Annotated in this window: 17 protein-coding genes and 1 tRNA gene; 13 read left to right on the top strand and 5 right to left on the bottom strand. The window is 69.9% G+C overall.

Annotated elements, in window-relative coordinates:
- Positions 1 to 43 precede the first annotated feature (43 nt).
- From IE096_RS17775 to mycP, 5 genes are all read left to right on the top strand, one after another.
- Entirely contained in the window at positions 44 to 988 is a 945-nt protein-coding gene (locus IE096_RS17775) for an FAD binding domain-containing protein (RefSeq protein WP_189452740.1), read from the top strand.
- Positions 985 to 2,757, top strand: coding sequence for a 2Fe-2S iron-sulfur cluster-binding protein (locus tag IE096_RS31860; protein WP_268248324.1), 1,773 nt, complete (start codon positions 985 to 987; stop codon positions 2,755 to 2,757). The genes IE096_RS17775 and IE096_RS31860 overlap by 4 nt, the downstream gene beginning before the upstream one ends.
- Positions 2,754 to 5,126 (top strand): xanthine dehydrogenase family protein molybdopterin-binding subunit, encoded by a 2,373-nt coding sequence (locus IE096_RS17765; protein WP_373298146.1) that lies wholly within the window; start codon positions 2,754 to 2,756, stop codon positions 5,124 to 5,126. The genes IE096_RS31860 and IE096_RS17765 overlap by 4 nt, the downstream gene beginning before the upstream one ends.
- A 99-nt stretch (positions 5,127 to 5,225) precedes the next feature.
- Entirely contained in the window at positions 5,226 to 5,663 is a 438-nt protein-coding gene (locus IE096_RS17760; RefSeq protein WP_189452738.1) for a DUF2563 family protein, read from the top strand.
- A gap of 1,630 nt (positions 5,664 to 7,293) precedes the next feature.
- Positions 7,294 to 8,490 (top strand): type VII secretion-associated serine protease mycosin, encoded by a 1,197-nt coding sequence (gene mycP / locus IE096_RS17755; RefSeq protein ID WP_189452736.1) that lies wholly within the window; start codon positions 7,294 to 7,296, stop codon positions 8,488 to 8,490.
- Positions 8,491 to 9,117: 627 nt separating this feature from the next.
- Here the strand turns inward: mycP and IE096_RS17750 are convergent.
- The 3 genes from IE096_RS17750 to IE096_RS17740 are packed head-to-tail and all read right to left on the bottom strand — an operon-like array spanning position 9,118 to position 11,442.
- A complete protein-coding gene (locus tag IE096_RS17750) occupies positions 9,118 to 9,612 on the bottom strand; it encodes a hypothetical protein (protein ID WP_308430352.1) in 495 nt (164 codons plus the stop codon).
- A gap of 29 nt (positions 9,613 to 9,641) precedes the next feature.
- Positions 9,642 to 10,961 carry a hypothetical protein gene (locus IE096_RS17745; RefSeq protein WP_189452734.1) on the bottom strand — a complete coding sequence of 440 codons (1,320 nt, stop codon included), beginning with the start codon at positions 10,959 to 10,961 and terminating at the stop codon, positions 9,642 to 9,644.
- 13 nt (positions 10,962 to 10,974) lie between these two features.
- Positions 10,975 to 11,442, bottom strand: coding sequence for a hypothetical protein (locus IE096_RS17740; RefSeq protein WP_229820275.1), 468 nt, complete (start codon positions 11,440 to 11,442; stop codon positions 10,975 to 10,977).
- Positions 11,443 to 11,708: 266 nt separating this feature from the next.
- On the opposite strand from IE096_RS17740, the gene IE096_RS17735 reads away from it, so the two are divergent.
- From IE096_RS17735 to IE096_RS17710, 6 genes are read left to right on the top strand one after another with little or no spacing between them, the layout of a single operon-like run.
- Positions 11,709 to 12,176, top strand: coding sequence for a hypothetical protein (locus tag IE096_RS17735; RefSeq protein WP_373298145.1), 468 nt, complete (start codon positions 11,709 to 11,711; stop codon positions 12,174 to 12,176).
- Positions 12,173 to 12,760, top strand: a complete 588-nt coding sequence (locus IE096_RS17730; protein ID WP_189452733.1) for a hypothetical protein — start codon at positions 12,173 to 12,175, stop codon at positions 12,758 to 12,760. Before IE096_RS17735 ends, IE096_RS17730 begins: the two co-directional genes overlap by 4 nt.
- Before the next feature lie 19 nt (positions 12,761 to 12,779).
- The gene (locus IE096_RS17725) at positions 12,780 to 17,573 is read left to right on the top strand and encodes a putative T7SS-secreted protein (RefSeq protein ID WP_189452731.1); all 4,794 of its coding nucleotides are present in this window, start codon (positions 12,780 to 12,782) and stop codon (positions 17,571 to 17,573) included.
- A 17-nt stretch (positions 17,574 to 17,590) separates the two neighbouring features.
- Positions 17,591 to 18,007: a hypothetical protein gene (locus IE096_RS17720; protein ID WP_189452729.1), complete on the top strand. Its 417-nt coding sequence runs from the start codon at positions 17,591 to 17,593 to the stop codon at positions 18,005 to 18,007.
- A 34-nt stretch (positions 18,008 to 18,041) separates the two neighbouring features.
- Positions 18,042 to 19,019, top strand: coding sequence for an ADP-ribosylglycohydrolase family protein (locus tag IE096_RS17715; RefSeq protein WP_229820273.1), 978 nt, complete (start codon positions 18,042 to 18,044; stop codon positions 19,017 to 19,019).
- 3 nt (positions 19,020 to 19,022) lie between these two features.
- Positions 19,023 to 19,403, top strand: a complete 381-nt coding sequence (locus tag IE096_RS17710) for a hypothetical protein (RefSeq protein WP_189452727.1) — start codon at positions 19,023 to 19,025, stop codon at positions 19,401 to 19,403.
- Positions 19,404 to 19,414: 11 nt separating this feature from the next.
- On the opposite strand, the gene IE096_RS17705 is transcribed toward IE096_RS17710, so the two are convergent.
- Positions 19,415 to 19,777, bottom strand: a complete 363-nt coding sequence (locus tag IE096_RS17705; RefSeq protein ID WP_189452725.1) for a cupin domain-containing protein — start codon at positions 19,775 to 19,777, stop codon at positions 19,415 to 19,417.
- Positions 19,778 to 20,019: 242 nt separating this feature from the next.
- On the opposite strand from IE096_RS17705, the gene IE096_RS17700 reads away from it, so the two are divergent.
- Together IE096_RS17700 and IE096_RS17695 are read left to right on the top strand one after the other, a co-directional pair.
- The gene (locus IE096_RS17700) at positions 20,020 to 20,352 is read left to right on the top strand and encodes a hypothetical protein (protein WP_189452723.1); all 333 of its coding nucleotides are present in this window, start codon (positions 20,020 to 20,022) and stop codon (positions 20,350 to 20,352) included.
- Between the two features lie 51 nt (positions 20,353 to 20,403).
- A complete protein-coding gene (locus IE096_RS17695) occupies positions 20,404 to 21,693 on the top strand; it encodes a DUF1266 domain-containing protein (RefSeq protein WP_229820271.1) in 1,290 nt (429 codons plus the stop codon).
- Between the two features lie 47 nt (positions 21,694 to 21,740).
- Here the strand turns inward: IE096_RS17695 and IE096_RS17690 are convergent.
- Positions 21,741 to 21,812 (bottom strand) — tRNA-Cys (locus tag IE096_RS17690).
- Between the last annotated feature and the right edge of the window lie 46 nt (positions 21,813 to 21,858).

Raw genomic sequence — 21,858 nt, 5'->3', positions numbered from 1 at the left:
GACCTGACGGAACAGTCGGGCCCACCGGGAAGGGGCACCTGGGTTGACCACGCACGCACCGCAGGCGGCGCACACGGTGACGTTGCCGGGCTCGCTGGACGAGGCCGTGGCGGCGCTGGCCGCCATGCCCACGGCCGTGCCCGTCGCCGGCGGCACCGATCTCATGGCGGCCGTCAACTCCGGGCTGCTGCGCCCCGCGGGCCTCGTCGGCCTCGGCCGCATCAGCGAGATCAAGGGCTGGCAGTACCAGGACGGCGCCGCCCTGCTGGGCGCCGGCCTCACCCACGCCCGGATGGGCCGCCCGGACTTCGCCGCCCTCATGCCGGCGCTCGCCGCCGCCGCCCGCGCCGCCGGACCGCCCCAGATCCGCAACGCCGGCACCCTCGGCGGCAACATCGCCTCCGCCCAGCCGACCGGCGACACCCTGCCCGTGCTCGCCGCCCTCGAAGCCTCGCTCGTCATCGCCGGCCCCGGCGGGACGCGCCGCGAGATCCCCATCGGCCGCCTGCTGGCCGGGCTCGACATGCTCCGCCCCGGCGAGCTGATCGGCTACGTGCGCGTACCGCTGCTGCACGCCCCCCAGACCTTCCTCAAGGCGACCGGCCGGACGGGCCCCGGCCGCGCCATCGCCTCCGTCGCCGTCGTCCTCGACCCGGCGCGGCGCAGCGTGCGCTGCGCGGTGGGCGCGGTGGCGCCGATGCCGCTGCGGCCCTTCGACGCCGAACGCTGGGTGTCCTCGATCGTCGACTGGGACGGCGACCGCACGCTCGCGCCGGACGCCCTCGCCGCCTTCGGCGACTACGTCGCGGCCGCGTGCATCCCCGATCCGGTGCCCGAGCCGCCCAACCCGCTGTCCCCCCACGACCCCCATGACCCTCATGCCCCTCGTGACGGAGCCGAGCCCGGTACCCTGCCGCCGGCCGTGCTGCACCTCCGTCGTACGGTGGCGACCCTGGCCCGCCGAGCACTGGGGAGGGCACTCGCGTGAGTGACGACCAGCAGCGACACACCCATGCCCCCGCGCCCGGCGCGGGCGGCTGGCAGCCGATCCCGCAGGGGGCGGGCCTGGAGGCCGAGGGCACGACCTTCGTCCAGCTCCCCCCCGAGCTCCTGGCCCAGACCGGCCCCGGAACCGGCGCGGGATGGAGCCCCCTGGCGGCGCCCGGTACGGGCTACGCGCCCCCGGTCGTGGACTCCTGGCAGCAGCAGGCGCCGCAGCACCCGGCCCCGCATCAGCATGAGCCGCAGGTGCCGGCGCAGCAGCACTGGGACGCGTACGAGCACCGGTATGTGCCGGAGCAGCACGTTCCGGAGCAGCATGTACCGGATCGGCATGTTCCGGAGCAGCATGTTCCGGGTGCGGACGACGGTGGTGCCGCCGATCCGCACGCCACGGCGCAGTGGCAGGTCTCCTTCGCGGCGGACGAGGCCGTGAACGCCACCGGTCCGGAGCCGGTGAGCCACCCGGGGCCCGGGGCCACGGGGCAGTGGTCGGTCCCGGCCGCCGGTGACGATTCGGTGGAGGAGTCCGGGGAGTACGCGCTGCGCGGTTCCGCCGAGCAGCAGTGGACCGTACCGGCCGCGCGGGAGGCGTCCGCCGGGTACGGAACGGGTGTCGCCGACGTCATCGCCGAGGACCGCCCGGTCACCGGTGCGGGCGATAATCCGACCGACGAGTGGACGGCTGCGGCCGAGCCCGTCGTGGCCGGTGAGGCGACCGAGACGGCCGAGGCTGATGCGGAGGCCAAGGTCGAGGCCGAGGTCGAGGCGCAGCCGGAACAGGAACCGGAAGCGGAGCCGGCCGACGGCCAAGGCCAGGGCGAGGCTGAAGTCCTGGAACAGGGCCAGGCTGAGGGCCAGGCCGAGGCCCAGGAGCAGGAGGATCGGCCCCTGGCCTCCGACATCCCGCCTGCCGATATCCCTCCCGCTGACGCCCCGGCCCCCGCCGACCCGCAGCCCTACCTCCTCAACGAGCACCCCTGCGCCTCGTACGTCCTGCGCGTCAACGGCACCGACCGTCCCGTGACCGACGCGTGGATCGGCGAGTCGCTGCTCTACGTCCTGCGCGAGCGACTCGGCCTCGCGGGCGCCAAGGACGGCTGCTCGCAGGGGGAGTGCGGCGCGTGCTCCGTCCAGGTGGACGGCCGGCTGGTCGCGTCCTGCCTCGTGCCGGCGGCGACGACGGCGGGCTCGGAGGTCCGTACGGTCGAGGGCCTCGCGGCGCACGGGCAGCCGTCCGACGTCCAGCGGGCGCTCGCCGAGTGCGGTGCCGTGCAGTGCGGCTTCTGCGTACCCGGTCTCGCGATGACCGTGCACGACCTGCTCGAGGGCAACCACGCCCCGACCGAGCTGGAGACCCGGCAGGCCATCTGCGGCAACCTCTGCCGCTGCTCCGGTTACCGGGGGGTGCTCGAAGCGGTGCGCCAGGTCGTCGACGAGCGCGCCGAGACGGCCGCCCTGGAAGAGGAGACGGCGGCGCAGGAGGAACAGGCCCAGGGCCTTCAGACCCCGGACGCGGGCCCGGACACGATGGGCATCCCGCACCAGCAGCCCGGCCCGTACGGCGACGGCTCGTACGTCGACGGGGCGTACGCCCAGGCGCCGCCGTACGGCGAGGGAGCGTACGGAACCTACGACACGGGCGCGTACGACACGGGCTCCTACGGCAGTGGTGGCCCCTACGGTGACGGCCCCTACGGTGACGGCCCGTACGGGGACGGCGGCGCCGGCAGTGGCTTTGGAAAGGCAACGGCATGACGGGAATGGGCGGGATGACCGGTACGGGCGGAATGGCGGGCGGCGCGGGCGCGGGCGACATCCCGGCATCCGTCACCACCGCCACCCTCGTACCGCCCGCCACCCCCGAGGAGCCCCTCCTCGGCATCGGCGTCTCCCTGCCCTCCACCGACGCGGCCGCCAAGGCCCAGGGCACCTTCCCCTACGCGGCGGACCTGTGGGCGGAGGGCCTGCTGTGGGCCGCCGTGCTGCGCTCGCCGCACCCCCACGCCCGCATCGTCTCGATCGACACCTCGGCGGCCGCGACGATGCCGGGCGTCCGGGCCGTCGTCACCCACGCCGACGTGCCGGGCGAGAACAGGTACGGCCGGGGCGTCGCCGACCGGCCCGTCTTCGCCTCCGACCTCGTGCGGCACCACGGCGAGCCGATCGCCGCCGTCGCCGCCGACCACCCGGACACGGCCCGCCTCGCCGCGGCGGCCATCGTGGTGGAGTACGAGCCGCTCGACCCGGTCACCGACCCCGAGCAGGCGTTCGCCGCCGAACCGCTGCACCCCGACGGCAATCTGGTCCGCCACATCCCGCTGCGTTTCGGCGACCCGGAGGCGGTCGGCGAGGTCGTCGTCGAGGGCCTGTACCGGATCGGCCGGCAGGACCCCGCGCCCATCGGCGCCGAGGCCGCGCTGGCCGTGCCGCGCCCCGACGGCGGCGTCGAGATCTACACCGCCTCCACCGACCCGCACGCCGACCGCGACCTCGTCGCCGCCTGCCTGGGCCTGGAGAACGACCGCGTCAAGGTCGTCGTCACGGGCGTCCCCGGCGCCATGGGCGACCGCGAGGACCCGGGCATCCAGCTCGCCCTGGGCCTGCTCGCCCTGCGCACGGGCCACCCGGTGAAGCTGGTGGCGACGCGCGAGGAGTCCTTCCTCAGCCACCCGCACCGCCACCCCACCCTGCTGCGCTACCGCCACCACGCGGACGCCGAGGGCAAGCTCGTCAAGGTCGAGGCCCAGATCCTGATGGACGGCGGTGCCTACGCCGACTCCTCCTCGGACGCGCTGGCGGCGGCCGTGGCCTTCGCCTGCGGCCCGTACGTCGTCCCGCACGCCTTCGTGGAGGGCTGGGTCGTCCGCACCAACAACCCGCCCTCCGGGCACGTCCGCGGCGAGGGCGCCATGCAGGTGTGCGCCGCGTACGAGGGCCAGATGGACAAGCTCGCGGAGCGGCTCGGCCTGGACCCGGCGGAACTGCGCATGCGCAACGTCATGGCCACGGGCGACGTCCTGCCCACCGGCCAGACCGTCACCTGCCCGGCCCCGGTCGCCGAACTCCTGCGCGCCGTCCGCGACTACCCGCTCCCCGCTCTTCCCAAGGACGACCCCGACGACAACGAGGACGACTGGCTCCTCCCCGGCGGCCCCGACGGCGCGGGCGACCCGGGCGCGGTGCGCCGGGGCGTCGGCTACGGCGTGGGCATGGTCCACATGCTGGGCGCGGAGGGCGCCGACGAGGTCTCCACGGCCACGGTGAAGGTCTCCGGCTCGGTGGCCACGGTCATCTGCGCCGCCGTGGAGACGGGCCAGGGCTTCGCCACGCTGGCGCGGCAGATCGTCCAGGAGGTCCTGGGCATCGAGGAGGTCCACGTCGCCCCGGTCGACACCGACCAGCCGCCGTGCGGCCCGGCCGCGCACAGCCGCCACACATGGGTTTCGGGCGGCGCGGTGGAGCGCGCGGCGAGAATGGTCCGTACGCAGCTCCTCCAGCCGCTGGCCCACCAGTTCGGCATGTCGACGGAGCTGCTGACCATCGCCGACGGCAAGATCACGTCGTACGACGGCGTCCTCAGCACGACGGTGGCCGAGGCCCTCGACGGCAAGGAACTCTGGGCCACCGCCCAGTGCCGCCCCCACCCCACGGAGCGCCTGGACGACTCCGGCCAGGGCGACGCCTTCGTCGGCATGGCCTTCTGCGCGGTCCGTGCCGTGGTGGACGTGGACGTCGACCTGGGCTCGGTGCGCGTCGTCGAACTGGCCGTCGCCCAGGACGTGGGCCGCGTCCTGAACCCGGCACAGGCGAGGGCCCGCGTCGAGGCGGGCGTGATCCAGGGCGTGGGCGCCGCGCTGACGGAGAACCTCCGCACCAACACCGGCCAGGTCCGCCGCCCCGACCTGATGTCCTATGCCCTCCCGACGGCACTGGACGCCCCGGAGGTCCACATCGTCAAGCTGGTGGAGGAGCGCGACGTGGTCGCCCCCTTCGGCGCGAAGGCGATCAGCGCGGTGCCGGTCGTGACTTCCCCGGCGGCGGTGGCGGGGGCAGTACGGGCGGCCACGGGCCGCCCGGTCAACCGCCTGCCGATCAGGCCGCAGACGGCGGCGGTGAACGCCTGAGTAGACGTACTCAGGTGAATGTCGGTGGCAGTCAGTAGTCTTGTGGCTCTTGCTATGGGCGAGAACTGACGGCGCGACATGAGGGGCGAGGCGGGGACCGTGAGTGGGGCATCGGGGCTGCGGGCGGAACTGGAGTCCCTCGAATCCTTCAAGGGCAGGGTCGACGCCCTCCTGACCTACCTCCAGGGCACGGAGGCGTCCCCGCACCGCATGGCGGACAACCACCTGGTGCCCGCGCAACTGGGCGTGGGCTTCGCGGAGGTCGAGTCCCTCTACAGCGCGTACAACGAGGTGCACGCCCAACTCAAGGCGCTCTCCCAGCTCCTGAGCGACCAGATCGAGGCCCTGGGCACGGCGGTCCACGCGGCCAAGGTCGGCTACGCGAACGTCGACGCGGACCTCCGCGACCGCATGTGGGCGATCCAGGCCCGGACGAGGGAACTGTACGAGCCGAGCCGCGACCCCAACGCGCGGCACACGCCCGCGGCCACCCCGTCCCCCCGCCCGCAGGGCGGCAGCAACGAGGGGCAGATCTGATGACGACGCCGACGAACCCGACCCCTGCCATCCGGAAGCCCAGCAGCGGCCTGTTCACGACATCGAACTTCGAGTCGATGTCGCACGAACAACTCCGCGCGATGATCGAGCACGCGGACCCCGCGGGTACCCAGAACCTGGGCGTCAAGCTCCAGGTCGCGGCCGCCACCATCAGGAAGATCGGCGAGGACCTGAAAGGCCACATGGCCAAGGTGGAATGGGCCGGCCAAGGCGGCGACTCCTTCCGCGAGTGGGGCACCGACATGGCCAACGCGGCGCTCCGACTCGGCGAGTTCAGCCACAACACGGGCTCGTGGATGATCGACGCGGCGGCAACCCTGTCCGGCGTGAAGTCCGCGATGCCGGAGGTCTCGACGGAGTCGAAGACGGTGCTGGACTCCTTTCGGGCCAACTACCCAGGGCAGGTGGGCGCCACCGTCCCGGCACCGGACCAGGGCGGAGCCCTGTCGGCGACCGCTTCCGGCCCCTCGCAGGCACAGGCGTACGCGGCCCAGCAGCGGCTGGACGCGGACCGCGCGGAGGCGGCCCGGCTGATGCGCAAGCTGGCGGAGTCGTACTCGTGGTCGGCGCACCAGATTTCTGCGGGGGAGAGGCCTACGTTTCGGCCGATGCCCAATACGATTCCCGGCGACGGTGATGTGAGTCACGACCGGGAGTACGTCGGAGGTACAGGTGGCAGCCGGCAGGGGTATCAGGGCGGAGCAGGCAGCCCGGCGATGAGCTTGATCAGCGGCGGGTCCCGAAGCGGGGATCGAGCTGGAGTGGCCATGCCCGGTGTGGGTGGTCCCGGAAGCGCGGGCGGGGCCCCGAGCGAAGGACGTCGTGCCCCAGTTCCGCCGGATGGGAACGTCGGCACTGAGATCGATGGCGTTGCTCCGATGCCGACCGCTCCCTCCACCCTGCCAGCAGGCCATGCGGACAGCCATGCAGGCGGCCGGGTCGACGGGGGATCGCCCTCTCTGTCGGGTGTCGTTGTACCCTCCACGGCGCTGCCTGGGAACCCAGCCAGCCGCAATGGCATTCCTCCGTTGACGCGACAGCCCATGTCAACTGGACCAGGGATGGGTGCAGGACGGCCTGGCTTGGCGGTGCCGCGTATTGCCGACCCTGGGATTGTCGGGGGTAGGCCTGTTTCGCCCGGCCAGGGGCTACCGACTGGCCAGGCGTCGCGTGGCACGGCCATCGGGGCGGAAGGCCAGGGGCAAGCCCAAGGTCGACTGCCAATGGGAGCCGGCCCTGTCGTGGGTGGCTCGCCTGGGGCAAGTAATAGGACGGGCATGGTGACCGGACGGCGCTTGGCCACGGAGCCAGGCGGTGTCGTCGGTGGCCGCCCGGTCCAGCGTCCCGGTGCTGCTGGAGAATTTACCCCTGGTGGAGCGGGTTTGGTCCGGAGCCATCCGACGGCGGAAGGCAGCGCATTGCCGCGAGGCGGTGTGCAGGGGAGTGCCTTCCTGGCGCCAAGCGCGGCAGGAGGTGCCCCCTCGCGGCGTGGCCGTGGCGGGCAGCGTCCTGACTACCTTGTCGAAGATGAGGAGACCTGGTCGCAGGTCCATCGGCGTGTTGTTCCGCCGGTCATCGAATAGTGCGCCGAAATGACGAAAGGGCTGACATGCGTCGTGTCGAACGCAACGGGCTCATGAGGCGCGGGGCGATCGTAAGCTCGGCTGCCGTACTCCTTGCCTTCGCTGCCCCTGCTCCTCTGACCCAAGCTGACACGATCCGTTCGCATCAGTGGTATTTGGACGCGATGCGGGCCGAAGAAATGTGGCGGACGAGTACAGGATCCGGCATGACCGTGGCCGTGGTCGACAGTGGAGTGGATGCAGAGCTGCCGGACCTTCAAGGTCAGGTGCTTCCCGGCAAGGATTTCTCGGGCTTGGAAGGGGACGCTCACTCCGACTATGACGGCCATGGGACGAGCATGGCTGTTCTCATCGCTGGAACTGGGGGAGGCAACGGAGAAGCAGGAGCCTTTGGCCTGGCTCCCAAGGCCAAGATCCTTCCTCTGCGTGTCGTCAACGCCAAAGTGCCTGCGCCGAAGGTGCTGCCCGCAACTTCTATCGCCACGGCGATCCGATATGCGGCTGACTCTGAAGCCAGAATCATCAACGTGTCCATGGGCGGATCGTTCGAACATGAGGATGAAGCGGAGGCGGTTAGGTACGCCGTTAGCAAGGGAAAGTTGGTCTTTGCGGCAGTCGGTAACACCGGCAACGAACGTAACCTGCCCGAATACCCGGCCGCTTTCCCAGGCGCGGTGGGCGTAGCCGCCGTCGACCAGGACATCAAGGCGACCGCCGAGTCTCAGCACGGCCCCCAGGTCGACCTGGCCGCCCCCGGCGACAACATCGTCGCCACCTGCAAGGGCGGCACAGGCCTTTGCCGAAGCCACGGCACCAGCGACGCCACCGCCCTGACCTCCGCCTCCGCCGCTCTCCTCTGGTCCGCCCACCCCGACTGGACCGCCAACCAAGTCCTCCGCGTCCTCATCAACACCGCCGGCGGTCCCAAAAGCGGCGAGAAGCGCAGCGACTCCATCGGCTACGGCGTCGTCCGCCCCCGCATCGCCCTGCAGAACCCCGGCGACCCCGGCCCCGCCGACATCAGCCCTCTCCCCGAGCTGGCAGCCGCCAAGTCTCCTGCCCCCCAAGTCGCCGCGCCCCCCGCTAGCAAGCAGACCGACAAGGCGGACGGCAGCCTGCTGTCCAAGCGCAACCTGATTGCGGTCGGCGCCTGCAGCGCCGTAGCGGCAGCAGTCACGGTGGCCGTCCTCGTCATCCGGCGCCGGCGGACACTCACCAGGTGAGGAGCGGCACCTACGGCTGAACCCGTTGGTTCGGCCCAGTGGGAGCCCCCGCGCCCGCACAGACACCGAGACGATGCGGGGTGACCTACGCAGTGACGGCCGCGAGGTGCCGGCTGCTCGCGGGCCAGCCACAGGGCGGTCATAGCTTGAGCACTCCGCGCCAAGTCCACCCCGCACTGAGGACGACCTTTCGCAGCGCGTTCCTCATCTCCCGTGTGTCCAGCCGATACGTCTCGACTCGGCGTCGACGACCATCAGGTCCTCGCTCGTACGTCCATTGCCGTTCAACCGTGTGCCCTCGCCCACGGCTGTACCCGCCCGATTTGGACAGCTGGCTCCTGGCGGAAGTCCACTGCTCCTGGAGAATCCGCACCTCGTGCTCCGAAGGGGTCAGGCGCATCCGAATCCTGAGCCTCTGCTCCACCTGCTCACCGAAGGAGGAACGCGGCGGGATCCGCCACTCCGCCACCAGGTCGGCCTTCTCCCAAGGGTTGGCCTTGCGTACGTGGTACGGCACCGCTGAGCCGTTGACGGCGAGCAGAGCATCCCGGACCTCTGCTGCGGAAAGTGGTACGGCACCACTGCCGGGATATTGGGTACCGAGCCATTTGTCCCAAAGGCGGCCCATCATCGGATCCCCGTCCCGGTATCCGGGCGTACCGTGCGCACGAAGTCCTGGAAGTCCCCAAGAACGGCGTCGTGCTGGGCCACGGTGGCGGTCAGGGCCAGACGAACCACCGCCCGCTCGCGCGAGTCCGCGACGTCCAGCATGGACAGATAAACCTGGGACTGAACGAGCTCGCGACGTGCGTCACCAAAGCCGACTGAGAAGACCAGCCGCTGGATCAGGGCGGGGGCGTCAGAGGAACCGATCTCTCGGCAGTCGGTCACCACCACTGACTCGGCCACATCACGCAAACGCTCCACCGACTCGTCGGCGAGCTCGGTCAGCGTCGCTGTGTCCGGCCGGTACTCGCCATCGACGGTGATGTTGGCAGCGAAGCCGGCATCGGGCTGCGGATGCACCGCAGCAAAAGCCACATCTGCGGCGCCGGCCTTCCCGAGATCGGCCGGGAGCCAGCCTTCGGGTGTGAGGAATTCAATAGGTACCGGCAACGTCATGGCTATCTCAGGCCCTTCTTCCACGCGGGTCAGAACCAGCTTCGGACGGTGTTCTTGACGGAACCAACGGCATCACCGACCGCGTCGGCCGCATGGTCGACAGCTTTGGTGAACTTGTCCGGATCGACGGTGATCTCGACTCCCACTGCGCCGCCGAAGAACTCGGCGGCACCGTTCTTGGTGCCGATCTTCCACTTGCCGGTCTCCGGGTCTTTCATATAGCCCCACTTGGATTCCGCGCCATCGCCGGCCCATCCCTCGACCGTCCCGCCGATGCCGATGCCGGCGATTTCAAAGCCACCGGCCATGCCGCCCTTCGCCCCGGTGAACCTCTTCGCGCCGATGGTGACCTCGTCCTTGGTCGCTTTGGCGGTGAATCCGGCCTCACCTCCGGCAAATCCCTCAGCGCGCGTGTAGTAATCCATGGACCCGTGGTCTTCGCGCACTTCGGCCATGGCCCGCCCTCCTATGGACACCTCGGTGGCAGCGCTACCACCCTTGTTGCTGAATCCGTAGTTCCCTGTGAACCTTGCTCCCGCGTAGGCATCGGCGATCACCGAAACATCCGCCGATCCGTCGATCAGCGATCTTTTTGCGGTCACATGGCCCAGGTCGGCATACGCCTTGAACCTGCCCTCCTTGCCGTATGAAGGACTGTCCTTCGAGGTGAAGTCGGCCTTGGGCCCGGTCGTCGTGATCTCCCACCCATCGGTCTTCGTGGCGGACACCTCCGGCGCGCCCACCTTCGCCAAGTTGCCCTCGGCATGCGCGTTGAACCCGCCAAAGCCGTTGCTGCCTGCCGAATGGTCGATCGTCGCGCGGGTCAGCGCCCGCTGAACGCATTGGTCGGTCTCGTCCACGGCGTGTACCGCCTTGGCGATTCCGTCTGTCCAGGCCTGGGCGGCCTGTTGGGCCTGAGCCATCAGCTTGGGGAAGTCCGGGTCGCGGCGAAGGGCGTCCTGCTCAGCGGCGGAGAGCTTGGCGAATCCGACGTAGGCGGCCTTGCCGGCACTGTCGACCTTGTAGTCCTTGTCCTCGGCTTCGGTGACCAGGTCCTTCACTGCCTTCTGCAGCCGGGCCAGCTCGGTGTGCGCCTGCGCCAGGATGTCCGCAACGGCCAGCGCCTCCGTCCTCGCTGAGGCGTATTCGGATGCCGTGGCTATGGAACTGCTCTGGTGCGCGGTGAAGGAATGCCCCTGCCAGTTTCCGTTCGCCAGCGCGCGCTGAACGTTTCTTTCGTAGTCGTCCTTCAACTCGCCGAAGCGCTTGCCCATCTTCTGCCACAACTCGGATGCGTTCAGCAGCGGCGACAGATCGGCGGTTATGACATCTTGATAGCTCAGTGGCATGGTCGCTCCTCCGTCACCACTCGTCTATTCGGCTGCGCGATGGCTGCTGCTCCATGCTCACCGAGCCGATTTGAGCGCCGATCGCGCTGTCCTGCCCCTGGAGGAGAGTGTTTGTGCTGCGCAGTGCGTTGAGCTCGCGGTTCAGCCGGTTCATGAGCCAGCTCGCCTGCATCTGCCAGGTGGTCAGTGCTTCGGACATCCCTTTGTGTGCAGCCCAAGCGGACAGCCCCGTCAACCCGGTGTCCGGCTTCAGGAGACTCGACTGAGCCCCCGGGCCGGCCATGGGCGGCTGCACCGCTGCACCGCCTTCCCCCATGCGGCCGGCGGCCTCGGTGTCCGGCAGCAGATGCTGCTCCATGAAGGCCACGGCGCGCTGCTTGTCGCTCGCGGAGCTGGCCAGCTTCCCCTGTCCGCTGCCCGCCCCACCAGCGTTCACCCCGGCCAATTGCAGGCGCTGTGCTGTGGAATCCTCGGCACTCACGTGTCCCCCCTCGGTATGTCGCTTCTAGATACTCCGCATCGAGTGGGTGCGGCCCCCGCGGTCTGGCATGGACCTTACATTCCGGAGGGATGGGGGGATCGGAAACGGGCCCCTATGGCTTATGGGCCGTGCGGACTCCCAGGGTCATTCGAGGCCACTGCCGGAAGCACCGGCCACGCGGGCAATCGCCGTTCGCCGGACACCGTCGCCTGACTAGGCTGGGCCCTTCACGTCCCGATACCTGCCCCTCCTCCCGAGGCCGCCCGATGACTCACGCCCAACTCCCCGCCACCGGGGGTCGGCCAGCCGATCTCGCCCGACTGGCCGGCGAAATCGCCGCGATGTACGACGAGGCCGTACACCCCGCCGCCCTCCTCGGTGAGTTCCGCCGCACCGCCGTGCTCGTACCGCTCGACGAGGCGGGCGGACTCTGGTCCGTGGAGATGCACGGCATCCGCTGGATCGGTGGCTTCACGGACATGGCCGCCCTCGCGCGGTTCGCCGTGGCGCGCGGAATCGCCGAGGACGAGGAGTGGGAGTACCGCTCGGTCCTCGGCGCGCGCCTCCTCGACGTGGTCGTCCCGGCGGTCGGCGCGCCCGCCGGGGTCGCTCTCGACATCGCCGACGAACGTCCCGTCATGTTCCCGCCCGTACGCGGCATCGTGCCGGATGATGTGGCGCTGGACGCGCCGAAGAATCGATTCGCCATGGAGATGGAGGCTGCAGCACCGTGAGCGGTGGGGGCGGGGACGGCATACAGGCGAGCCAGGCGGCGCTCGGCAACGTCGCCAAGGGCATCAACGCGGCGATCGGCGAACTCAAGGGCATCGGCGGCGCGGGCGCGGCCTCCGTGGGGCGGGGCTTCGACGACCTCGCGCTCTCCGGGATGGAGCTCGGGCACGGCGGCCTGACGGCATCGCTCAAGAACTTCTGCGAGCGCTGGGACTGGGGCGTGCGCGCCCTCATCCAGGACGCCGACCAGTTCGCGGAACGCGTCGGCCTCGCGGCCGGCTACTACCACGAGCGCGATCGCTACGTGGCGGACACCTTCAAGATCGTCGCCAACGCAGCCATGGGAAATCCTCATCTGACCGAGGACCAGGTGAAGGAAAAGTCGGTCAGTGAGGTGCTGTCCGACAACGCGTTCACCCAGTCCCGCGACGCCGACTACAGCCTCGGCTCCTTCGCCAAGGCCGGTGAGGGCGCCAAGGACGCCTGGTCGAAGACCGGCAAGGACCTCCTGGACAGCGCCGAGACCGGCGGGTCGGGCCCGCTCGGCGTGGCGGTCCGGACGGTCAGCAAGATCGAGGACTACTGAGGGCTGCTGAGGTCTACTGATGAACGCGTTCGACAGCCTTGGCGAGTGGGGCGAGAAGAAGCTCGGCCAGGCCGAGAAGGTGGCAGGCAAGGTCATCCACAAGGGCACCGAGCTCGCCGCGGAGGGCCTGGACAAGGCCGGCCTGCACAGCGCGGCCCGCAAGGTCGACCACGTCGGTGAGGAGATCGCGTCCAGCCTCGGCGCGGAGGTCGGCGAGCACCAGCTGGGCCAGTCCGAAAACCCCAAGGACCTCGTCCACGGCGAGCCTCAGAAGATCGGGGCCACGGCGAAGCACCTGCGCAATCTCCACAGCTCCTTCAACACCACTCACACCGCCCTCCAGCAGGTCAGGGCCACTGACTGGAAGGGCCAGGGCGCCGACGCGTTCACCACGAAGTTCGTCGAGCAGCCGAAGAAGTGGGCCGAAGCGGCCGACGCCTTCGAGGCGGCGGCCGGCGCGCTCGAGTCGTACGCCCACACCGTCACCTGGGCGCAGAACCAGGCCAAGGAGGCGATCCGCCTCTGGAAGAAGGGCCGGGAGGCCAACAAGAAGGCCGTCGACGAGTACAACGCCAAGGTCCTCGTCTACAACGCGAAGATCCAGAACCTCCAGGACCCCGGCCCCAAGCCCGTCGACCCGGGAAACCCCGGCGAAGCGGACATGAAGGAGGCCCAGCGCCTCCTCGCCGAGGCCCGCAAACAGCGCAACACGGCCGCCGCCGAAGCCCAGACGAAGATCACCGCAGCCGTCTCGAACGCACCGCAGAAACCCAGCTTCACCAACCGTATGAAGGCCAACGCCCTCGACCTCAAGGACGGCGGGGCGATGGAGCTCATGCACTTCGAGGGCGGTGTCCTCCGGGCCGGTACGGACGCGGCGAAGTTCGCCCGCGGTCTCAACCCCCTCGACATCTACAACGTCACCCACCCCGCCGATTACCTGAGCACCGTCTCCAACACGGCGGCCGGCATGCTCTCCCTCGCCTCCCACCCCGAGCGGCTGCCCGCCACCCTCGTCGGCGATGGCTGGGGCAAGGACTTCTCCGAGGCGAGCGGCCGTCTCGGCGGCAACGTCCTCATGGCCTTCGCCACGGGCGGCGGCAGCGCGGGCGCCGCCGCGGCCGAACGCACGGCGATCGCGGCGGCCGAGCGGGGCGCGGCGGGCGCGGCGGGTGCGGCGGAGCGCGCGGGAGCGGCAGGCGCTGAGAGCGCCGGCGCGCGGGCGGGCTCGCGCGCCGGGCAGGAGGGGGCCGAGAGCGCCGAGCAGAGCGCGGCGCGTTCGCACGTCAACGACAACCCGCCGGAGTCCTCCCGGCCGAAGAACGCGGTCGAGTCCGGACAGACCGACCCCGTCGACCTCGCCACGGGCAAGATGTTCCTCCCGCAGACCGACGTCCTGCTGCCGGGGGTCCTGCCGCTGTCGTTCGTCCGCCAGGTGCGGTCCGGCTACCGGGCGGGACGCTGGCTGGGTCCGTCCTGGGCGAGCACGGCGGATCAGCGGCTGGAGATCGACTCCGAGGGCGTCGTCTTCGTCTGCGAGGACGGCATGCTGCTGGCCTACCCCCACCCCGCGCCCGGCGTCCCGACCCTCCCGTCCCACGGGCCTCGTCGGCCACTGAGTCGCACGGACGACGGCGGGTACGCCATCACCGATCCGATCAGCGGCCGGACGTCGTACTTCGCTCCGTATGACGACGGGCTCGCGCTGCTGGAGCAGATCTCCGACCGCAACGGCCACTGGATCACCTTCGAGTACGAGGCCGACGGCACCCCGACCGCGATCGCGCACAGCGCGGGTCGGCGCATCGCCGTCACCACGGAGTCCGGCCGCATCACCGCCCTCCACCTCGTGGGCGCCGCGTCCGACGGATCGGACGCGGAGCTGATCCGCTACGGCTACACCGACGGCGACCTCACCGACGTCGTCAACTCCTCCGGCCGGCCCCTGCGCTTCGGCTACGACGAGCGGGGCCGTGTCACTTCCTGGACCGACCGCAACGGCAGTCACTACAGCTACACCTACGACGACCAGGACCGTTGCGTCTCCGAGGGCGGCGCCGCGGGCCATATGCGGGTCAGCATCGAATACGGCGACCCCGACCCCGAATCCGGTCTGCGGACGACGACGCTCACCGACGCGCTCGGCCACACCTGGCACCACGTCTTCAACGAAGCGCTTCAGCCCGTCGCCCAGACCGACCCGCTCGGCGCCACCACCCTCATGCGGTGGGACCGCCGGAACCATCTGCTCTCCCGCACCGACCCCCTGGGCCGGACGACCGAATACCGCTACGACGAGGACGGGCGGCTCACCACCGTCGTCCGCCCGGACGGCCGCGAGGCCACGGCGACGTACAACGCCCTCGGCCTCCCGGAAACGGTCACGGCCTTCGACGGTTCCGCCTGGCACCACACCTACGACGGCTCGGGCAACCGCACCTCGGCCACGGATCCGGTCGGCGCGGTCACCCACTACACGTACGACGAAGCCGGCCACCCGGCGTCCGTCACCGACGCCATGGGCAACACCTCGCGCGTGCGGTGCGACGCGTCCGGGCTGGTGACGGAGGTCGTCGATCCGCTCGGCGGCGTGACCAGCTATCGACGGGACGGCTTCGGCCGCGTGACGGCCGTCATCGATCCGCTCGGCGCGATGACCCGTATGCAGTGGTCCGTGGAGGGCCGGCTCCTCCGCCGCGTCGACGCGGACGGCGCCGAACAGTCATGGACGTACGACGGGGAGGGCAACCGCACCACGCACACGGACGCGCTGGGCCACGTCACCACGTACGAGTACACGCACTTCGACAAGCTCGCCGCGCGGACCGGCCCGGACGGTGTCCGCTACGAGTTCACGCACGACCCGCTGCTTCAGCTGACGCGCGTCACGAACCCGCAAGGCCTGGACTGGTCGTACTCCTACGACCCGGCGGGCCGGCTGACCTCAGAGACCGACTTCGACGGCCGGACGCTGACGTACGCGCACGACGCGGCGGGCCGGCTCACGTCCCGGACGAACGCGCTGGGGCAGAGCATCACTTACGACCACGATGTTCTCGGTCGTGTGGTCGGGAAGAACGCGGATGGCGCTGTCACGACGTACACGCACGACGTGGCGGGCCGACTCCTGGAAGCGGTCGGCCCCGACGCGACGCTGACCTACAGCCGCGACCGACTGGGCCGCGTCAAGTCGGAGACGACGAACGGCCGGACGCTGACCTTCACGTACGACGGGCTGGGCCGACGCGCGCGCCGCGTCACCCCGGGCGGGGCGGTCAGCACATGGACGTACGACGCGGCGGGACGGCGCACGTCGCTGACGGCGTCGGGCCATGTCTTCGACATCGAGCACGACGCAGCGGGCCGCGAGATCGCGCGGCACTTCGGCGAGGGCATCACGCTGACACACGAGTGGGACGCGACGGGCCGCCTGACGTCGCAGACGGTGACGGCGGCTGAGGAGCTGGTGCAGCGCCGGGACTACACCTACCGCCGGGACGGCCACCTGACGGCCGTCGACGACCGGACCTTCGAGCTGGACGCGGCCGGCCGCGTCACGGCCGTCACGGCACCGGGGTGGCAGGAACGTTACGCCTACGACGACGCCGGCAACCAGACGGAGGCCACCTGGCCGACCGACCACCCGGGCACGGACGCCCAGGGCCCGCGCACGTACACGGGCACGCGCATCACCCGCGCGGGCGGCATCCGCTACGAGCACGACGAGCAGGGCCGCGTCGTCCTGCGCCAAAAGACCCGGCTGTCGCGGAAGCCGGACACCTGGCGGTACGAGTGGGACGCGGAGGACCGCCTGCGGTCGGTGACCACACCGGACGGTATGCGCTGGCGGTACCTGTACGACCCGCTGGGCCGCCGAATAGCGAAGCAGCGCCTCGACGAGTCGGGCGGCGTGACGGAGCAGGTCGACTTCACCTGGGACGGCCCGACGCTCACCGAACAGACGACGACGGCCCCCGGCCTCCCGCACCCGGTCACCCTGACCTGGGACCACGACGGCCTCCGCCCGGTCGCCCAGACGGAACGCCTATCGGCGGCGGACGCCCCGCAGACCGAGATCGACAGCCGCTTCTTCGCGATCGTCACCGACCTGGTCGGCACACCGAGCGAGTTGGTGGACGAGTCCGGCACGATCGCCTGGCGCACACGCACCACCCTCTGGGGCACGACGACCTGGGCGGCGGACAGCACGACGTACACCCCGCTCCGCTTCCCGGGCCAGTACTACGACCCGGAGACGGGCCTCCACTACAACTTCCACCGCTACTACGACCCGGAGACGGGGCGGTATGCGTCGGCGGATCCGCTGGGGCTGGTTCCGGCGCCGAATCCGGTGGCGTATGTGGACAACCCATTGACAGGGAGCGACTCCCTTGGGCTGGCGCCGGAGTGTGACCAAGGCGCACCCCAGAGAGGGCCGTTCGAAATGCGCGGCCCCAACCCTGCCCATCCGCCCAATGAGGCTGCTGTCGAGACAATGAACAGCATACCCCTGGGAGGAAATCTCGACTGCTCCGAGATAGCCGAATGGATTTTGAGGGATGTTGGAGGGGAAGGGCGGATAGTGAATTTCACCAGCCACTCGGACCCTGTGATCAAGGTTCCTGAATCCGGCGGAGCGATCATCGAGGATTATCGATACCATGATGTCTACACGGATGGCCGATATGTGTACGACCCTGCCTTCGGCGAGAGTCCCGTGCCGTTGGGTGATTATCGGAGGGCCTTGCGGCTCATAAATCCGGGGAAGAAAATATTGATGAATGAAGGGGGTTACAGTGGCCCCCTCTGGTGACGCTGTGGTGAAGGGGAGTGAGGAAACTGGCCGTTACGGCTGAGCGGGTCCTGGAGATCCTGCGCCATTATGACCCTGTCGGATGGATGAAAGTATCGATGGGCAGACATCCGCTCGAAGGGTACCTGCAGGCTCCCTTTATTGCATGGCGGTTTCAGTCGCCTCGAAAGGAACTTCAAGATCTTTTTGAGGAGGCGATCAGGGAATCCTCCGGCAGAGTGGAGTGGGTGCTCGATACTTCCGGGAAGAACTGGATCCTGGCCCCGTCGCGTCTGCTTGCAGGTGTAGCCGAAAGGGGAAGACCCGGCTTTTCTGACGTAGTGGCGTCGATCACGCTTTCCGATCAACCGTTCTGTGCTGCGGCGACGGCGGATATGGAAGGCATCCTGCAGTTTTTGGCCCACGGTGGAGAGGTGTCCCCGGAGGGGGAGTAAGTGAAGGAATTCTCTGAAGAATGCGAGGTGCGAGGTGAAGGCGCTGATCTCCGGCCGTCTGGAGCGCGCCGTTGGGGCCATTGTCGGGTCGGCTGTCGGGGATGCGCTTGGGGCGCCGTTTGAGTTTGGGCTTCCGGCAGCGTTTTCCTTGCGTTTTCCGGAGCCTGGGGGCGGGGGAGAGATGTCTGGCGGCGGTGGTTGGGATGCCGGTGAGGCCACTGACGACACGCAGATGGCGGTGCATGTCGGTGAATCGTTGCTGGAGCGCGCCGGGCTGGATCCTGCCGACATCTTTCGGCGGTTTCAGCTGTGGGCGGCCGCTGAGCCGAAGGACATCGGGCTGCAGACGGAGGACGTCCTCACCAATGGCGAGCCCTGGGATCGCGCTGCGGCGGCTCATTTCCGGGTCAATCACCGTGCCGCCGGGAACGGTGCGCTCATGCGGGCCACCACCTCCGGCGTGTACTTCGCCGGCCAGGGTCGGGCCGTCACCATGGATGCCGCCCGCCGGATCGCCGCGCTGATGCACGGAGACCGTGCGGCTTGGGAAGGCACCGCCATCTTTCATGAGCTTCTGCGCGTGGCGTTGGAAGGTGGCGACCCGATCGGCGCGGTGGGGGATACGGTCGCGCAGGTGCATCCGGAACATCGTGAGCGGTACTCGGCTGTTCTCGCCCCCACCTGGCATCCCGACGACGCCACCGAGTTCAACGGTGCCGTCTGGCCTTGCCTCGCTTCCGCTGTCTGGGCCTTGCGCACCACCACCTCCTACGAAGAGGCCGTACGCGCGGCCATCGATCTCGGAGGTGATACGGACACCGTCGCCGCGGTCACCGGCGGTCTCGCCGGGGCGGTTTACGGGTTCGACGCGATTCCCGTGCGGTGGACCGAGCCCTTGCACGTGCCTCTGCCGGGGGCCGGCGATCGTGTGTTGCGTCTCCAGGACGTGGTCCACCTGGCTCGGCGGCTGGATCGGTCCGGTAGGGCTGCGTCGGTGAAGGGGTCGGACTAGTCGGTGCGCATCGATATCACGCGGGTCCTGGAGGCCGAGAGCGGAGCCGTCTGCTTCTCTGCGCCGGTGGGGAGGGGGCGAGGCTTGTGGCGAGGAGCCGTGCCGCCGGAGGTCGGGGCGTATGACGTCGAGTTCGAGGTTCCTGATGTGGTTCGGTCGTGGGGCCTTGTTCCGTCGGCCGGGTGGGGTGTCGAAGGCGATGACGAGGGCGGTGTTTCCGTCACCGGAGTCGTGGAGCGGATCGATGACGACTCCGTTGTAGCGCTGAGGATCCAGTCGGACGTTCTTCTGGTCGAGATACTGGATGGCCCACGCCCGGTCGCAGTGGGGGACTGCTTGAGATTCACCGCTCCTCGCCTGGAGCTGTACCCGTATGAACTGTGATCCTGACGCGATCAGCCCTTGGCGTAGTTCGTTGCGCCCTGCCAGTCGATCATGACGCAGGGGGTGTCGTCGAGGACCCAGGCGTCGTGGCCCGGTGGGCAGATCATGCAGTCGCCCGGGCCGAATTCCGCCTCCTCGCCGTCGTCCATGACGACGTGCATTCGGCCCGAGATGACATAGGCCGCATGGGAGGCCTGGCAGCTGTCGGTTCCCGCGATCGGTTTGACGTGGTCGGACCAGCGCCAGCCCGGTTCGAACGTCGCCCGGCCCACCGAGCCGGGGCCCAGTTCCACCAGCTCCATCCGCCCTTTGTCAGCCTGGAAAGGACGGATTTCGTCTGGCTCGGTGAAGCTCTTGCGTACGAGGCCGGCCATGAAGTGCTCCCCTCGGCTGCTGATCTGCCCTTTCGACGATCCCACGGGGAGAGGGGGCGCGGCGAGCCGTGCGGGGCGGGCGGGTGACGGGCCGGTCAGGGTCGAACGCGTTGGGTCCGGTCGGGCGGTCCGGGTGGCGGTCAGCGTCCCGATAAGCCTGAGTACGTCCGCACCCGCGCGCACTCCCACCTGAGTACCGCTACGGATACGCCCGCCACCGCGCCCCGCCTAGCGTCTGCCGCATGGCAATGAACACTACAAACGTCGACCCCACCACCCTCGTGCTGAAGTACCTCGGCGGGGTCGCCCTGTGGGTCTTCGCGGCGTTCACGTTTCTTCTGCTCCCCCTCAACGTCATGGCCTCCGACGGCTGCTTCGACGGGGACACCCGCGCCATCTGCACCGTCGCCGGGCAGAACGCCGTCGCGTACGTCCCGATGGTCACCGCGCCCCTCGCCGGCGTGCTCGGGACGTACGGGCTGGCGGCGGAGCGGGGCCGGGCCAGGGGGCTGTACGCCGTTGCGATGGGGGCGCTCGTCGCCGCGTGGGTGGTCGTGTCGGCCATCGCCGGGTGACCCTCGGAGGCGCTCGAACAGTGCTCGAACAGGGGTCGATAAAGTCAGCGCATGGGGTTGTGGAACACAGCAGGTCAGCCGCCCATGGGCTGGGCGCGGCCGCAGGTGGCGCCGTGGCAGGGGCCGAGTGACGTCGAGCAGAAGCTGTACGAGGCACGGGTGCGCGGCGACTGGGACGCGTACTTCCACGTGCTGGCCGAGACCAGGCTGTTCCTCGCCGTGCCCCGGGCGAACGCCGACGCCGAGACCCGTACCGTGCCCTTCACCCCGTACTGGAACCCTCAGACGGGGACGCCCTGCCTCGCCGTCTTCACCGAGGGAATGCTGCCCGCGCCCGTCGAGGACCCCGTCTTCTGCGGGTACTCCCTGGGCTGGTACGCCCGGGTGTGGGAGCCCGGCGACCCGCCGTATCTGGTGGTGAACCCCGGCAGCCCCTGCGAGGCCGCCATCCCGGCGAACGCGGCGGGGCGGGAGATCTGGCAGTGGCACGCCGAGCGCGTCAGTACCTCCGGCTGCGGCTGCCCGAACCGGCACGGGCGGCTGCGCGCCCTCCACGCGGGCGGGCCCCTGCACGGGCCGCTCGCGCACGGGCTGGCCCTCACCGCCCTGCTCTTCGTCGACAACGGCGAGCTGTGGAACGCCATGGCCTACCACGGCGGCGGCTACTTCCACGAGAAGGACCGGCTCAAGGAGTGGTGGGGCATCACCGACCGGGAGGGCTGGCGGAGGGCCCAGGAAGGGCTGCTGGACGCGGACATGGTCAGCGGCTCGTGGGAGTTCGCGCTCGGTGTCCGCCGGGCCATGGCGATGGACTTCCCCGGGCTCGTCGACGTCGAGCACTGGCGCCGGACCGCCGAGCGCGTCCTGCGGCGCAGGGCCGAGCAGGCGGGCGAGGTGCGGATCACGCTGGAGGGGGTGACCCAGGGGGAGGCCCTCTCCGAGGAGGAGGTCGAGGAGTACGTCGCGGAGATCCACCAGCTGATCGGGCGGATCGCGCGCTACGAGGCCCGCTTCCGCGCGGACGGCCTGCTGGCCGAGGGCGCGTACGTGCGGACGGCGGCGGCGTGGGACCACGGGCGAGCCGCCGGGATGGCCCGCTGGGGGCTGGCCGCGCGGTACTGCACCCTCCACGAGGCGGAGGAGGCGGTGCTCCGCGCCGGGATCGCGGCCAAGGCCGCGTACGGCTCGTGGGAGGAGTTCTCCGCCGGCTACGTCCTCGCGCGCTGTCTCCACTTCGACGAGGAGAAGTTCGGCAAGTGGTACGAGGACGCGCTCGCCGCGCACCGCGTGCTCACCACCGATCCGGCCAGTCCTTGGCTGAACATTCCCTGGGGACGGTGAGCCGCTGAGACAGCAAAGCAGAAGCAGGGACAGCAAAGCAGAGACAGAGGCCGTGGCGGGAATCGAACCCACGTAACTCGCTTTGCAGGCGAGCCCCTAAGCCACTCGGGCACACGGCCGGAACGGGAAGCCATGGGCCTCCCCGACGGCTACGACCATACGTTC

Origin of the sequence: Streptomyces abikoensis, assembly GCF_014648775.1 — a bacterium.
GTDB lineage: Bacteria > Actinomycetota > Actinomycetes > Streptomycetales > Streptomycetaceae > Streptomyces > Streptomyces abikoensis.
Note: the sequence above shows the minus strand (reverse complement) of the source record. Positions and strands in the feature narration are given on the sequence as shown.

Bases quoted from the DNA above. Each gene is read 5' to 3' on its own strand.
- IE096_RS17765 (WP_373298146.1), top strand. From the start codon at position 2,754: ATGACGGGAATGGGCGGGATGACCGGTACGGGCGGAATGGCGGGCGGC.
- mycP (WP_189452736.1), top strand. From the start codon at position 7,294: ATGCGTCGTGTCGAACGCAACGGGCTCATGAGGCGCGGGGCGATCGTA.
- IE096_RS17750 (WP_308430352.1), bottom strand. From the start codon at position 9,612: ATGACGTTGCCGGTACCTATTGAATTCCTCACACCCGAAGGCTGGCTC.
- IE096_RS17745 (WP_189452734.1), bottom strand. From the start codon at position 10,961: ATGCCACTGAGCTATCAAGATGTCATAACCGCCGATCTGTCGCCGCTG.
- IE096_RS17735 (WP_373298145.1), top strand. From the start codon at position 11,709: ATGACTCACGCCCAACTCCCCGCCACCGGGGGTCGGCCAGCCGATCTC.
- IE096_RS17725 (WP_189452731.1), top strand. From the start codon at position 12,780: ATGAACGCGTTCGACAGCCTTGGCGAGTGGGGCGAGAAGAAGCTCGGC.
- IE096_RS17705 (WP_189452725.1), bottom strand. From the start codon at position 19,777: ATGGCCGGCCTCGTACGCAAGAGCTTCACCGAGCCAGACGAAATCCGT.
- IE096_RS17700 (WP_189452723.1), top strand. From the start codon at position 20,020: ATGGCAATGAACACTACAAACGTCGACCCCACCACCCTCGTGCTGAAG.
- IE096_RS17695 (WP_229820271.1), top strand. From the start codon at position 20,404: ATGGGGTTGTGGAACACAGCAGGTCAGCCGCCCATGGGCTGGGCGCGG.